Annotated in this window: 12 protein-coding genes; 7 read left to right on the forward strand and 5 right to left on the reverse strand. The window is 60.4% G+C overall.

All coding sequences use genetic code 11. The features are described from left to right. Positions 1-70: 70 nt before the first annotated feature. From ACA041_RS26795 to ACA041_RS26810, 4 genes are all read right to left on the reverse strand, one after another. Positions 71-835: an amino acid ABC transporter ATP-binding protein gene (locus ACA041_RS26795; protein ID WP_038981658.1), complete on the reverse strand. Its 765-nt coding sequence runs from the start codon at positions 833-835 to the stop codon at positions 71-73. Between the two features lie 10 nt (positions 836-845). Then, a complete protein-coding gene (locus ACA041_RS26800; protein WP_497438576.1) occupies positions 846-1,943 on the reverse strand; it encodes an amino acid ABC transporter permease in 1,098 nt (365 codons plus the stop codon). Positions 1,944-1,953: 10 nt separating this feature from the next. Next, on the reverse strand, positions 1,954-3,135 hold the full coding sequence (locus ACA041_RS26805) for an amino acid ABC transporter permease (RefSeq protein WP_497438577.1): 1,182 nt from the start codon (positions 3,133-3,135) through the stop codon (positions 1,954-1,956). A 65-nt stretch (positions 3,136-3,200) separates the two neighbouring features. Further along, positions 3,201-4,229, reverse strand: coding sequence for an amino acid ABC transporter substrate-binding protein (locus tag ACA041_RS26810; protein WP_307338855.1), 1,029 nt, complete (start codon positions 4,227-4,229; stop codon positions 3,201-3,203). 468 nt (positions 4,230-4,697) lie between these two features. On the opposite strand from ACA041_RS26810, the gene ACA041_RS26815 reads away from it, so the two are divergent. The 5 genes from ACA041_RS26815 to ACA041_RS26835 all read left to right on the forward strand — a co-directional run bounded on the left by ACA041_RS26815 (position 4,698) and on the right by ACA041_RS26835 (position 10,052). Continuing rightward, the gene (locus tag ACA041_RS26815) at positions 4,698-5,354 is read left to right on the forward strand and encodes an alpha/beta hydrolase (protein WP_497438578.1); all 657 of its coding nucleotides are present in this window, start codon (positions 4,698-4,700) and stop codon (positions 5,352-5,354) included. 98 nt (positions 5,355-5,452) lie between these two features. After that, on the forward strand, positions 5,453-6,940 hold the full coding sequence (rhlB, locus tag ACA041_RS26820; protein ID WP_497438579.1) for an ATP-dependent RNA helicase RhlB: 1,488 nt from the start codon (positions 5,453-5,455) through the stop codon (positions 6,938-6,940). Between the two features lie 140 nt (positions 6,941-7,080). Further along, positions 7,081-8,028 (forward strand): ornithine cyclodeaminase family protein, encoded by a 948-nt coding sequence (locus tag ACA041_RS26825; RefSeq protein WP_497438580.1) that lies wholly within the window; start codon positions 7,081-7,083, stop codon positions 8,026-8,028. Positions 8,029-8,178: 150 nt separating this feature from the next. After that, complete coding sequence (locus ACA041_RS26830) at positions 8,179-9,306, forward strand: NAD(P)/FAD-dependent oxidoreductase (protein ID WP_497438581.1); 1,128 nt, start codon at positions 8,179-8,181, stop codon at positions 9,304-9,306. 89 nt (positions 9,307-9,395) lie between these two features. Then, positions 9,396-10,052 (forward strand): helix-turn-helix transcriptional regulator, encoded by a 657-nt coding sequence (locus ACA041_RS26835; RefSeq protein ID WP_497438582.1) that lies wholly within the window; start codon positions 9,396-9,398, stop codon positions 10,050-10,052. 129 nt (positions 10,053-10,181) lie between these two features. Here ACA041_RS26835 and hmpA read toward each other — a convergent pair whose 3' ends face one another. After that, entirely contained in the window at positions 10,182-11,363 is a 1,182-nt protein-coding gene (gene hmpA / locus ACA041_RS26840; protein WP_497438583.1) for an NO-inducible flavohemoprotein, read from the reverse strand. 154 nt (positions 11,364-11,517) lie between these two features. On the opposite strand from hmpA, the gene norR reads away from it, so the two are divergent. After that, on the forward strand, positions 11,518-13,068 hold the full coding sequence (gene norR / locus ACA041_RS26845) for a nitric oxide reductase transcriptional regulator NorR (protein ID WP_497438584.1): 1,551 nt from the start codon (positions 11,518-11,520) through the stop codon (positions 13,066-13,068). A 187-nt stretch (positions 13,069-13,255) separates the two neighbouring features. Further along, positions 13,256-14,158 carry a chemotaxis protein CheV gene (locus tag ACA041_RS26850; protein WP_497438585.1) on the forward strand — a complete coding sequence of 301 codons (903 nt, stop codon included), beginning with the start codon at positions 13,256-13,258 and terminating at the stop codon, positions 14,156-14,158.

Genomic DNA, 14,158 nt, shown 5'->3' on the forward strand with positions numbered 1-14,158 from the left:
CTGGTTGTTGAATCGCAGGCAAAAATAAACCCGGAACGCGGTCCGGGTTTATTTCATCGCCAAGCTTCGATCAATGCAGGATCTGGCTCAGGAACAGCTTGGTCCGCTCATTCTGCGGGTTATCGAAGAAGTCGTTTGGCGCAGCCTGTTCGACGATTTCGCCCTTGTCCATAAAGATCACCCGGTTCGCCACGGTGCGGGCGAAGCCCATTTCGTGGGTTACGCAGAGCATGGTCATGCCGTCTTCGGCCAGGCCGATCATGGTGTCGAGCACCTCTTTGACCATTTCCGGATCGAGTGCCGAGGTTGGTTCGTCGAAAAGCATGATTTTCGGTTTCATGCACAGGGCACGGGCAATCGCCACACGCTGTTGCTGACCACCGGACAGTTGTCCCGGGTATTTATGCGCCTGCTCCGGAATGCGTACGCGCTCCAGATAATGCATGGCGATTTCCTCGGCCTTGCGCTTGGGCATCTTGCGCACCCACATCGGCGCCAGTGTGCAGTTCTGCAGGATGGTCAGGTGCGGGAACAGGTTGAAGTGCTGGAACACCATGCCGACTTCACGGCGTACCGATTCGATCTGCTTGAGGTCGTTGGTCAGCTCCACGCCATCGACCACGATACGGCCCTGCTGGTGTTCTTCCAGGCGGTTGAGGCAACGGATGGTGGTGGATTTGCCGGAACCCGACGGGCCGCACAGGACGATACGCTCGCCCTGCTTGACGTTCAGGTTGATGTCTTTCAACACGTGGAACTGGCCGTACCACTTGTTCACGCCCTGCATCTGAATAATGCCTTCAGGGCTCACAGGCTGTTTGATCGCTTCGCTCATCAGAAAACTCCTAACGCTTGTGGCCAGTGTCCAGCTTACGTTCCAAATGCATGGAGTAGCGGGACATACCAAAACAGAAAATCCAGAACACCAGGGCCGCAAACACATAGCCTTCGGTGGCCATGCCCAGCCATTTCGGGTCGGCGGCGGCTTGTTTGACGCTGTTGAGCAGGTCGAACAAGCCGATGATGATCACCAGGCTCGTGTCCTTGAACAGCGCAATGAAGGTGTTGACGATGCCAGGGATCACCATCTTCAGGGCTTGTGGCAGAATCACCAGGCCCATGCTGCGCCAGTAACCGAGACCCATCGCTGCAGCCGCTTCGTACTGACCTTTGGGAATCGCTTGCAGACCGCCCCGTATCACTTCAGCCACATAGGCCGACTGGAACAGGATCACGCCGATCAGCGCCCGCAGCAGTTTGTCGAAGTTCATGCCTTCAGGCAGGAACAACGGCAACATCACCGAAGACATGAACAGCACCGTGATCAACGGCACGCCGCGCCAGAATTCGATGAAGGTCACGCAGACCACACGAATCGCCGGCATGTTCGAACGACGACCTAGCGCCAGGACAATCCCCAGTGGCAACGCACCGGCAATACCGACGGTGGCGATCACCAGGGTCAGCATCAGGCCGCCCCATTGGCTGGTCGCCACCTGGGTCAGGCCGAAAACGCCGCCATGCAACAGGCACCAGGCAATGATCGGGTACAGCACCAGAAAGCTCAGGCCATACACGGCTTTATGGTGGAAGCGAGAGATGAACAACGGTGCCACGCCGATGACCGCCAGCCACACGGTCAGGTCCACGCGCCAGCGCAGTTCCGGCGGGTAATAGCCGTACATGAACTGGCCGAAACGCTGCTGGATGAACACCCAGCAGGCGCCTTCCTTGGTGCAGTCGGCCTGGGAGGTGCCAACCCAGTTGGCATCGAGGATCGCCCAGCTCAGGATCGGTGGAACCACCAGGTAGATCAGGTAGAACGCGAACAGGGTCAGCAGGGTGTTGAGCCAGCTGGAGAACATGTTCGCGCGCATCCACGCCACGACGCCGATGCTGCGGTTCGGGGGTGGCATGTCAGGTTTGAAAGTATGAGTCGTCATGCGCTTTTCCTTACCGCTCGATCAGCGCAATGCGCTTGTTGTACCAGTTCATCAGCAGGGAAATGCTGATACTGATCGCCAGGTACACGCTCATGGTGATCGCAATTACCTCGATCGCCTGCCCGGTCTGGTTCAGCACCGTGCCGGCAAACAGCGAGACCATCTCCGGATAACCGATACCGGCCGCCAGCGAGGAGTTCTTCGCCAGGTTCAGGTATTGGCTGGTCAGCGGCGGGATGATTACGCGCAGGGCTTGCGGGATGATCACCTTGCGCAGGGTCGGACCGTTACGCAGACCCAAGGAGTGCGCCGCTTCGGTCTGGCCGTGGCTGACCGACTTGATCCCCGAACGCACGATCTCGGCGATAAACGCCGCGGTGTACACCGTCAGGGCCAGGGTCAGCGCCAGCAGTTCCGGGATCAGCACCCAGCCACCGACGAAGTTGAAGCCCTTGAGCTGCGGCATTTCCCAATGCACTGGCGCACCGAAGATCAATGCGCACAGCGCCGGTATGACCAGGAACAGCGCCAGACTGGCCCAGAACTTGTGGAACGGGACGCCGGTCGCTTCGAAGCGTTTGGTGGCCCAACGGTTCACCAGCACGATGGCGACAATGGCCACGACAATGCTGGCCACAAATGGCCAGAAACCGTCCGCCGCTAACGCGGCCGGCATATTCAGGCCGCGGCTGCTGACGAAAAAAGTGTCGCCGAAGTTATGGCTGTTGCGCGGTCCCGGCATGGTCAGGAACACCGCGAAGTACCAGAACAGGATCTGCAGCAGCGGCGGAATGTTACGGAAAACCTCTACATACACCGTCGCCAGCTTGGCAATGATCCAGTTTTTCGACAGCCGTGACACACCGACGATGAACCCGAGGATCGTCGCCAGGATCACGCCGATGAAGGTCACCAGCAGCGTATTGAGCAGGCCGATGACAAACACCCGGGCATAGCTGTCCGATTCGGTGTAGTCGATCAGGTGTTGAGCGATGCCGAACCCGGCACTGCGCTCCAGAAAGCTGAAACCGGAGGTAATGCCCCGGTGCTCAAGGTTGGTCTGCGTATTGTCGAACAGATACCAGCCTATCGAGACCACCGCGACAATGGTGATGATCTGAAATAGCCACGCACGCACTTTTGGATCGCTGAGGCTGAGCCTCTGCTTTGGTGCGCCGATTGAATTTTGCATGAAGTGCCCCGCAAAGAATGGAACAGAACATCACCCGGCGGTTGGCCCACCGGGTGATAGAACCATCAGCGCACTGGTGGTGCGTATTGAATGCCGCCGTTGTTCCACAGGGCGTTCAGCCCGCGGTCGATGGCCAGTGGCGTGCTCTTGCCGAGGTTTTTCTCGAACACTTCACCGTAGTTGCCCACTTGCTTGACGATCTGCACGACCCAGTCTTTTTTCACTTTCAGGTCTTTGCCGTATTCACCGTCAGCGCCCAGCAGACGAGCGACGTCCGGGTTCTTGGTGGCCTTGGCTTCAGCTTCGACGTTTTTCTGGGTGATGCCCATTTCTTCAGCGTTGAGCATGGCGAACAGGGTCCACTTCACAATGCTGAACCACTCTTCGTCGCCTTTACGCACGACCGGGCCCAGAGGCTCCTTGGAGATGGTTTCCGGCAGAACGACGTAGTCGGTCGGCGTCCCCAGCTTGCTGCGTTGTGCGTAGAGCTGGGATTTGTCGGAGGTCAGCACGTCGCAACGACCGGATTCCAGCGACTTGGCGCTTTCATCGGAGGTGTCGAAGGTGATCGGGGTGTATTTCAGACCGTTGCCGCGGAAGTAGTCGGAAACGTTGAGCTCGGTGGTGGTACCGGCTTGAATGCAGATGGTGGCGCCGTCGAGCTCTTTAGCGCTTTTCACGCCGAGCTTGTTGTTCACCAGGAAGCCGATGCCGTCGTAGTAAGTCACGCCGGCAAACACCAGGCCCATGCCCGAATCGCGGGAGCTGGTCCAGGTGGTGTTACGCGACAGCACGTCGATTTCGCCGGACTGCAGCGCGGTGAAGCGCTCTTTGGCGTTCAACTGGCTGAATTTGACCTTGGTCGCGTCGCCGAATACGGCAGCGGCCACAGCGCGGCAGACGTCAGCATCGATACCGATGATCTTGCCAGTGGAGTCCGGAACCGAGAAACCCGGCAGGCCATCACTGACGCCGCACTGTACGAAACCTTTCTTCTGCACTGCATCCAGGGTTGCACCCGCCTGAGCGAACCCACTGACGCCAAGCACTGCGGCTGCAGTCACGACGGCCAGGGTGGATTTCAACATCTTCATTCAAACCTCCAGTTTTGCTCTTGTTGTGTCGGAGCGTAAGTCCTGTCGCACCCTTGTGAGGCGTTGTAGACCCGTGTTGGCTTTTTTTGGGGTCAACCGACGTCGGACCTGCGCCATGAGTCTAGTAGGAGAAAATCCACAGCATGGATTACTCACTTCTCACCAATCGGCCGAACGGGCTGTAGCCCTTTCACGTTCGCGAAGCCCGTAGCGGCCACTGGCGAACATCCATCACCGGATTTTTTTCTATCCCACCGCTAACATTGGCCTGATAGTGTTACCGACAGGCGTGGGATTTTTCGTACAGGCGTTCCCATAGCAAAGCCCGTACCAGACCGCTCGCCGAAGCGATTCAGGGGCAGGTCAATAGCAAAACTTGTAGCCTTGCGACATCTTCTTAACTGATCAACCAGACGTGCCCCCAGATCTCGCACTTAATGAGAGCGCACGCACACCTATGGAGCACCCATGACCGAGCCCTTGATTCTTCACCCCGTCAAGTCCGCAGACGCCTGCGTTATCTGGCTGCACGGCCTGGGCGCCGACCGCTATGACTTCCTGCCGGTGGCCGAGGCGCTGCAGGAAACACTCCTGACCACCCGCTTCGTTTTGCCTCAGGCACCGACTCGTGCCGTGACCATCAACGGTGGCTACGAGATGCCGAGCTGGTACGACATATTGGCCATGAGCCCGGCACGCGCGATCAGCCGCGAGCAGCTGGAAGCCTCCGCACAACGGGTCTTTGATTTGATCGAAGAGCAGCGCGCTGGCGGGATAGACGCCTCGCGCATTTTCCTGGCCGGTTTTTCCCAGGGCGGCGCCGTGGTGTTGCACACCGCTTTCCTGAAATGGCAGGGGCCGCTGGGTGGCGTACTTGCCCTCTCGACTTACGCGCCGACCTTCAGCGAAGAACTGGAACTTTCCGCCAGCCAGCAGCGCATACCCGTGCTGTCCTTGCACGGCCAGTACGATGACGTGGTGCAAAATTCCATGGGCCGGACCGCCTACGAGTATTTAAAGCAGCATGGTGTCACCGTGACATGGCAGGAATACCCAATGGGTCACGAAGTGTTACCCGAGGAGATTCGCGACATCGGCGTCTGGCTCGCCGAGCGTTTGCGTTAACCGTTTATGTGAAAAGCAGCCCATTGATCCATCCCCCTACGCCGCGCCCGATTCTTGCATTACACTGGCCGGCGTATATTCCTTAATCAACTGATGAGATGACCGTGCTCAAAGCACTCAAGAAAATGTTCGGTAAAAGCGAGACTGAGCAACTCGCGCCAGTCTCCAGCGCTCCGTCTCACCTCCCCAGCCACCGCACCGACGGTAATCAGCCTGGCCGGACCGCAACCGTAGCGGCACCGAAGCACGAGCCGATAACCCCACCGGCCACCCCCTCTGCCCCGGTCGTCGACCCTGAGCAGCCGCGCAGCGAAGCGCCGAAACCCGCGAAACCGCGTCGCGAACCCAAGCCCAAGGCACCGGTCATCCCCTGGAAACTCGAAGACTTCGCCGTCGAACCCCAGGAAGGCAAAACCCGTTTCCACGATTTCGACCTCGCCCCGGAACTGATGCACGCCATCCAGGATCTGGGCTTCCCGTATTGCACGCCGATCCAGGCGCAGGTACTGGGCTTTACCCTCGCCGGCAAAGACGCCATCGGTCGCGCTCAGACCGGCACCGGCAAAACCGCCGCATTCCTGATTTCGATCATCACCCAGCTGCTGCAGACCCCGCCGCCGAAAGAGCGCTACATGGGTGAGCCACGGGCGCTGATCATCGCGCCGACCCGGGAACTGGTGGTGCAGATCGCCAAGGACGCGGCCGACCTGACCAAGTACACCGGCCTCAACGTCATGACGTTCGTCGGCGGCATGGACTTCGACAAGCAGCTCAAGCACCTCGAAGCCCGTCATTGCGACATCCTCGTCGCCACTCCGGGCCGTCTGCTGGACTTCAACCAGCGCGGCGACGTGCACCTGGACATGGTCGAGGTCATGGTCCTGGACGAAGCTGACCGCATGCTCGACATGGGTTTCATCCCTCAAGTGCGTCAGATCATTCGCCAGACCCCGCCGAAGAACGAACGCCAGACGCTGCTGTTCTCCGCGACCTTCACCGAAGACGTGATGAACCTGGCCAAGCAATGGACCACCGACCCGTCGATCGTCGAGATCGAGTCGCAGAACGTGGCCAGCGAAAATGTCGAACAGCATATCTATGCGGTGGCCGGTGCCGACAAATACAAACTGCTCTACAACCTGGTCAACGACAACGGTTGGGAGCGGGTGATGGTGTTCGCCAACCGCAAGGATGAAGTGCGACGCATCGAAGAGCGCCTGGTGCGTGACGGCGTCAATGCCGCGCAGCTGTCCGGCGATGTGCCGCAGCACAAACGCATCAAGACCCTGGAAGGTTTCCGCGAAGGCAAGATCCGGGTGCTGGTCGCCACCGACGTGGCCGGTCGCGGCATTCACATCGACGGCATCAGCCACGTGATCAACTTCACGCTGCCGGAAGTCCCGGACGACTACGTGCACCGCATCGGCCGTACCGGTCGGGCTGGCGCCGATGGTGTGTCCATCAGTTTTGCCGGTGAAGACGACTCCTACCAGTTACCGTCCATCGAGACGCTGTTGGGCCGCAAGATCAGCTGTGAAACCCCGCCAACGCATCTGTTGCGGGCGGTTGAGCGCAAGCGCCCGTAACGGGTCACTTGCACAAAGAGGCGCAGCCGGAAACGGACTGCGCTTTTTTTTCGCCCGGCTTTTTTTAACAGGAGCTTGCTACAGACAACTAAAAGTCCATAATGGACAAATTAGTTTACTTGCCGCTTCCGGAGCCCACCATGCCCAGTACGCCTTACGTGATCACCCAACATCAGGCCCGCGAACTGCTGACCCAGGTTGACGTGCCGCAGATTCTGCGCAAGCTGTTCCGCGACATGGCCGCCGGGCAAGCCGTGCAACCGGCACAGCAACTGGTGGAGTTCCCCAAGGGGGCCGGCGATTTCATCAACTATTTGGGCGTGCTGGCCGAAGACGGCGTTTACGGGGTCAAGACCTCGCCCTACATCGTGCGCGAACAAGGCGCACTGGTGACGGCATGGACCTTGTTGATGTCGATGCAAACCGGCCAGCCGCTGCTGCTGTGCGATGCCGGTGAACTGACCACCGCCCGCACGGCGGCAACTACGGCGGTGGCGGTCGATGCCCTCGCGCCGTTGAACGCGCAGCGCCTGGCGATTATCGGCAGTGGCAAGGTGGCTCAGGCGCACCTGCACTACGCCAAGAATCTGCGCGACTGGCAGAGCATCAGCCTCTACTCGCCGAGCCTGAGCGCGAAAAACTTCGAAGAATTGCAACAGCTCAAGCGCCTCGATCCGCGCCTGACCCTCGTCGACAGTCGCGAAGCGGCCGTCCAGGATGCGGACGTGATCATGCTCTGCACTTCGTCCGCTGGCCCGGTGATCGACCCTTCGAGCTTGAGCAAACCGGCGCTGATCACCTCCATCAGCACCAACGCCCCGCGTGCTCACGAGGTGCCGCCACAGAGCCTCAACGACATGCAGGTGTTCTGCGATTATCGCTTGACCACGCCGGGCTCGGCCGGCGAAATGCTGATTGCCGGTGAACAGCATGGCTGGGACAAGAGCGCCATTGTCGGTGACCTGCCCGATCTGCTCAGCGAAAAGGTCCAGCGTCCCGGTTACGATCGTCATGTGTTCTTCCGCTCCATCGGCCTGGGCCTGGAAGACATTGCGCTGGCTAACGCCATCTACCGCCTACAGCCCTAACACCACGAACCCTTGTGGGAGCGAGCTTGCTCGCGATAGCAGCCTGTCATTCAGCAATGATGTTGACTGATACACCGCCATCGCGAGCAAGCTCGCTCCCACAGGGGGATCTCCACAATTTCGGCATTTGCGCCCCATCAGGAGACGTTCATGAGCCAGGCAGACTTCATCATCATCGGCGGCGGGATTGCCGGCGCTTCCACCGGCTTCTGGCTGTCCCGCCATGCCCGGGTGATTGTGCTCGAACGCGAATCCCATCCGGCCTATCACTCCACCGGACGTTCGGCCGCACTGTTCACCGCTGCCTACGGCACACCGCAGGTTCGGGCGTTGACCCAGGCCAGCCGCGATTTCTTCGACGCGCCACCCAGCGGTTTCTGTGAACACCCGCTGCTGACCCCGCGCGGCGAGATGACTGTGGACTTCAAGGGTGACCCGGTCGAGCTGAACAATCAATACCTCAGCGCCAAAGCCACAGTGCCCGAGATGCAATTGCTCAGCGCCGACGAGGCCTGTGCGCGCCTGCCGATCCTGCGCCGGGAAAAAGTCCACGGTGCGATCTACGACCCGACGGCCAGCGATATCGACACCGATGCCTTGCACCAGGGTTACCTGCGCGGTATTCGCCGCAATAAAGGTGAAGTGCACACTGACAGCGAGGTCCAGAGCCTGACCCGTGATGCCGAAGGCGTGTGGCAGGTTAAAACCAACGGACAAACGTTCAGCGCTCCGATCCTCATCAACGCGGCAGGCGCCTGGGCCGACAAGATCGGTGAACTGGCAGGTGCCAGACCATTGGGCCTGCAACCGAAGCGGCGCGCGGTATTCATTTTCGCCGGCCCCGAAGGCGTGGACATCCACCACTGGCCGATGCTGGTCAGCCTCGATGAATCCTTCTACATGAAACCCGACGCCGGGATGTTCCTCGGCTCGCCGGCCAACGCCGACCCGGTGGAACCCCACGACGTGCAGCCCGAAGAACTGGACATCGCGATGGGCATCTACCAGATCGAAGAAGCCACCACCCTGACCATCCGCCGTCCCACCCGAACCTGGGCCGGCCTGCGCAGTTTCGTACCTGACGGTGATTTGCTGTCCGGCTTCGATCCGCAGGTGCCGGGTTTGTTCTGGGTCGCGGCGCAAGGCGGCTACGGGATCCAGACATCGCCGGCCATGGGCCAGGCCAGCGCCGCACTGGTTCGCGGTGAGGCCTTGCCCGAGCAACTCACCCGCTTCGGCCTGAGCGCCGGGATGCTGTCCCCCGCTCGCCTGGGCTGAGTGGCATCCGCAGTGACGTTTCGACACGATTGCGGCAAACTTCCAGCACCCTTTTTTCGCGGGGTGCTGATGCTGCCTGGAGCTCCACTATGAACGCCCACGAACAAGATCAGGCCCGGGATGCCTCTGCGTCGGCGAGTTCGCCGCTGGACAATTTCCGCGCGATTGCCGATGCCATCGCCACGCTGTTCTTTCCTCACGCCGAGGTGGTGCTGCACGATCTGCGCACGCAAAAGGTCGACTACATCGCCAATAACCTGTCGAAACGGGAAATCGGTGATGATTCTGCACTGGAGGACATGCTCAGCGACGATATCAGCGAGCGCAATATCGGGCCGTACGAAAAGCTCAACTGGGACGGTCAGAAGATTCGCAGCCTCAGCAGCGTGCTGCGCGACAGCGAAGGTCATCCGCTGGCCGTGCTGTGCATCAATCTGAATATTTCGCTGTTCGAGAATGCCAAGGCGGCGCTGGATCTGTTTCTGTCGCCGAGCAAGTTGATTCCGCAACCGGATTCACTGTTTCGCGATGACTGGCAGGAGCGGATCAATACCTTCCTCCACGCCTGGCTGCGCGAGCGTCAACTGAGCCTGAACCTGCTGACCCGCGACCACAAACGCGAACTGGTGTTGGCCTTGCACGCTGAGGGCGCCTTCAAGGGCAAAAGCGCCTCCAACTATGTGGCGAACGTGCTGAATATGGGACGAGCGACGGTGTACAAGCATCTGAAGGAATTGAAAGGCTGAAAACCTGTGGCGAGGGAGCTTGCTCCCGCTGGGGCGCGAAGCGGCCCCACTCCCTCCCTGACGAGAAGGGGACTGCTGCGTAGTCCAGCGGGAGCAAGCTCCCTCGCCACAGAGTCCCCGGCGTAAGCGTTACTCCAGCGCCGAAGCCGGCCCGAAGAACTCGTAACGGCTTTGCTTCTCCGGCACACCCAAGGCCTTGAGGTGGCGTTTAACCGCCGCCATGAAACCTTTAGGTCCGAGGAAGTAAGCATCCAGGTCGCGCTGCTGCGGCAACCACTCGCCCAGTTGTTCCTGGCTCAACAACCCGACCTTGTCCGCCGCCGGGCTCACGCCATCGTCTTCGTCGTAGCAATAGAAGCGCTTGAGCTGCGGATGACGCTCGGCCAACCCGTCGATCCAGTCGCGGAAGGCGTGGACGCTACCGTTGCGGGCGCAGTGAATAAAGTGCACCGGCCGCTTGGTCGCCAACGCTGCTTCGAGCATCGGCAGGGTCGGAGTGATACCCACACCGCCGCTGATCAGCACCAATGGCTTGTCACTCGCAGCCAGGGTGAACTCGCCCGATGGCGGGAACAGCTGGATGCTGGAACCGACATGCAGCTGATCGTGCAGGTGGTTGGAAGCGCGGCCGCCCTCTTCGCGTTTGACGCTGATGCGGTACTGGCCTTTGTTGGCCAACGCCGACAGCGAATAGTTGCGGCGAATTTCTTCGCCATCGAGGATCAGCTTCATACCAATGTACTGGCCTGGCTCTGCCGCCAGTATCGCGCCCTTGTCAGCCGGCTCGAAATAGAACGAGGTGATTTCCGCGCTCTCTTCAACCTTGGCCACCACGATGAATTCCCGCGCCCCACGCCAGCCGCCGGGTGCTTGTTCTTTCTGATCGTAGATGCTGGTTTCGGCACCGATCAGGATGTCGGCCAATTGACCGTAGGCAGCGCCCCAGGCCGCCATCACCTGCGGCGTGGCGATCTCGTCGCCCAACACTTCGGAAATGGCTCGCAGCAGGCAGCTGCCGACAATCGGGTAGTGTTCCGGCAGAATTTGCAGGGCCACGTGCTTGTTGATGATCTTGGCCACCAGGTCGCCCAACTGGTCGAGCTGGTCGATGTGCCGCGCATACATCAACACGCCGTTCGCCAGGGCGCGGGGCTGATCACCGCTGGCCTGGTGGGCCTGGTTGAACAGCGGGCGAACTTGCGGGTATTCGGAAAGCATCATGCGGTAGAAGTGAGTGATCAAGGCTTCGCCACCGCTTTCCAGCAACGGCACGGTAGATTTGACGATTGCACGGTCTTGAGCGCTAAGCATTAAGTGACTCCTGAGCTACTGGTTTCTATCTGGATAGCCTGTACGTATCAGTTTTCGTGCCAACAAATAAATCCTTATTAATCAATAAGATAAAAAGTTGATAGTCATAACGACACAGAGTGACTTATAGTCATACCGACTACACGGAGTCACTATGACTGCAAAATCCCTGCTCACAGCCCTGCTGCCACTGGTCTCCGACCTGTCCCGCGAACTGCCCGAAGGCGAGCGCTATCGGCGCCTGCTCGAAGCCATGCGCGCCCTGCTGCCATGCGATGCCGCCGCGCTGCTGCGCATCGATGGCGAGTGGCTGGTGCCGCTGGCCGTCGACGGCTTGAGCACTGACACCCTCGGTCGACGTTTCAAGATCAGCGAGCACCCGCGTTTCGAAGCCTTGCTCAGCAGCCCCGGCCCGACCCGGTTTGCCGCCGACAGCGATTTGCCCGACCCCTACGACGGCCTGGTCGATGGCCTCGACGAGCACCTGGAAGTCCACGATTGCATAGGTTGCCCGCTGTTTATCGACGAGCGTCCCTGGGGTTTGCTGACCCTCGACGCGCTCGACCCTGAGCGCTTCGAACCGATCGAACTGGACGCCCTGCAAGCCTTCGCCAGCCTCGCCGCCGCCACGGTCAACGCCGCCGAACGCATCGAGCGCCTGGCCAATCGCGTCGAAGACGAACATCAGCGTGCCGAGGTTTACCGCCAGGCCAGCGGCCAGCAGAACCGCGAAATGATCGGCCAGAGCAAGGCCCATAAACGGTTGGTGGAAGAGATCAATCTGGTCGGCGGCAGCGACCTGACCGTCCTGATCACCGGCGCAACCGGGGTCGGCAAGGAACTGGTGGCCCAGGCCATCCATGCCGCCTCGCCCCGGGCCGACAAGCCGATCATCAGCCTCAACTGCGCCGCGCTGCCAGAGACGCTGGTGGAGAGTGAACTGTTTGGTCACGTCCGTGGAGCTTTTACCGGGGCGATGAACGATCGGCGCGGCAAGTTCGAACTGGCCAATGGCGGCACGCTGTTTCTCGATGAAGTCGGTGAGCTGTCCCTGACGGTACAGGCCAAATTGCTGCGCGTCTTGCAAAGCGGTCAGCTGCAGCGCCTGGGCTCGGACAAGGAGCATCAGGTCGACGTGCGCTTGATTGCCGCGACCAACCGCGACCTGGCCGAGGAAGTGCGCAGCGGCCGCTACCGCGCCGACTTCTACCATCGGCTGAGTGTCTACCCCTTGCTGGTGCCGGCATTGCGCGATCGTGGGCGCGATGTGCTGCTGCTCAGCGGCTTTTTTCTGGAACAGAACCGCTCGAGAATGGGGCTCAACAGCCTGCGCCTGAGCAATGACGCCCAGGCGGCATTGCTGGCGTATGCCTGGCCGGGGAACGTGCGGGAGCTGGAGCACTTGATCGGCCGCAGCGCGCTGAAGGCCTTGGGTAACTGCAAGGAGCGGCCGAAAATTCTCAGTTTGAGCGCGGCGGATCTGGATTTGCCCGATGGCAGCGTTGAAGTCGCCGCCGAGCAACCGACCGCGGCTCCAGTGGCATTGGTGTCGGGGGATTTGCGTGAGGCCACCGAAAATTATCAGCGTCAATTGATCAGCGCCTGCCTGGACCGCCACCATAACAACTGGGCGAGTGCCGCCCGGGAGCTGGGCCTGGACCGGGCGAATCTTGGAAGAATGGCCAAGCGATTGGGCATGAAGTGAGGGCCCCATCGCGAGCAGGCTCGCTCCCACAAGGATTGCGCAAAACCCGTGTGAGCGAGCCTGCTCGCGAAGGGGTTCTACCATTCGCCCAATTTGCTAAAGCCTGTCCCCGACAGGTCGATAACCCGGCATCGATAGCTGTTGGCGATCCGGATCGCCCTCACCACCTTTTCCTCAGAAGGTTCTTATGTCCTCCAACAAAGCCCGCGCAGACTCACTTTCGCTTCTGCTGTTTACCTTGCGCAGCGGCAAGTTGATGGCGATCAACCTGCTGAAAGTCAGCGAAATCATCCCCTGCCCGCCGCTGACCCGGCTGCCGGAGTCGCACCCCCACGTCAAAGGCATCGCCACCCTGCGCGGCACCGCGTTGTCGGTGATCGACCTCAGTCGCGCCATCGGCGAGCGGCCGCTGGAAGACCCGAACGGCGGCTGCCTGATCGTCACCGACGTCAGCCGTTCCAAGCAGGGCCTGCACGTCCAGGCGGTGAGCAGGATCGTCCATTGCCTGAGCACCGATATCCGTCCGCCGCCTTTCGGCTCCGGCGGCCTGCGCTCGTACATCACCGGCGTGACCTCGGTCGACGGCGCCCTGGTGCAAGTGCTGGACATCGAAAAAGTCATCCACGGCATCGCCCCGGCGCAGATTGAAACGGCCCCGACCGAATTGAGCATGGAAGACGCTGAAATCCTGGGCAACGCGCGGATTCTGGTGGTCGATGACAGCCAGGTCGCCCTGCAGCAATCGGTGCACACCCTGCGCAACCTCGGGTTGCAATGCCACACAGCGCGCAGTGCCAAGGAAGCCATCGACTGCCTGCTGGACCTGCAAGGCACCGCCCAGCAGATCAACCTGATCGTCTCGGACATCGAAATGTCGGAGATGGACGGCTATGCCTTCACCCGCACCCTGCGCGAAACCCCGGACTTTTCGCACCTGTATGTATTGCTGCACACCTCGCTCGACAGCGCGATGAACAGCGAAAAGGCCCGCCTCGCCGGGGCCAATGCGGTACTGACCAAGTTCTCCTCGCCAGAACTGACCAAGTGCCTGATCGAAGCGGCCAAGGCCGTTGCCGAACAAGGTCATTGA

The organism is Pseudomonas sp. LBUM1676 (assembly GCF_059695605.1).

What these genes read in the sequence shown, in the direction of transcription:
- hmpA (WP_497438583.1), bottom strand. Translation starts at nt 11,363, where the DNA reads ATGCTTAGCGCTCAAGACCGTGCAATCGTCAAATCTACCGTGCCGTTG.
- ACA041_RS26795 (WP_038981658.1), bottom strand. Translation starts at nt 835, where the DNA reads ATGAGCGAAGCGATCAAACAGCCTGTGAGCCCTGAAGGCATTATTCAG.
- ACA041_RS26800 (WP_497438576.1), bottom strand. Translation starts at nt 1,943, where the DNA reads ATGACGACTCATACTTTCAAACCTGACATGCCACCCCCGAACCGCAGC.
- ACA041_RS26825 (WP_497438580.1), top strand. Translation starts at nt 7,081, where the DNA reads ATGCCCAGTACGCCTTACGTGATCACCCAACATCAGGCCCGCGAACTG.
- ACA041_RS26850 (WP_497438585.1), top strand. Translation starts at nt 13,256, where the DNA reads ATGTCCTCCAACAAAGCCCGCGCAGACTCACTTTCGCTTCTGCTGTTT.
- rhlB (WP_497438579.1), top strand. Translation starts at nt 5,453, where the DNA reads ATGACCGTGCTCAAAGCACTCAAGAAAATGTTCGGTAAAAGCGAGACT.
- ACA041_RS26830 (WP_497438581.1), top strand. Translation starts at nt 8,179, where the DNA reads ATGAGCCAGGCAGACTTCATCATCATCGGCGGCGGGATTGCCGGCGCT.
- ACA041_RS26805 (WP_497438577.1), bottom strand. Translation starts at nt 3,135, where the DNA reads ATGCAAAATTCAATCGGCGCACCAAAGCAGAGGCTCAGCCTCAGCGAT.
- ACA041_RS26810 (WP_307338855.1), bottom strand. Translation starts at nt 4,229, where the DNA reads ATGAAGATGTTGAAATCCACCCTGGCCGTCGTGACTGCAGCCGCAGTG.
- ACA041_RS26815 (WP_497438578.1), top strand. Translation starts at nt 4,698, where the DNA reads ATGACCGAGCCCTTGATTCTTCACCCCGTCAAGTCCGCAGACGCCTGC.
- norR (WP_497438584.1), top strand. Translation starts at nt 11,518, where the DNA reads ATGACTGCAAAATCCCTGCTCACAGCCCTGCTGCCACTGGTCTCCGAC.
- ACA041_RS26835 (WP_497438582.1), top strand. Translation starts at nt 9,396, where the DNA reads ATGAACGCCCACGAACAAGATCAGGCCCGGGATGCCTCTGCGTCGGCG.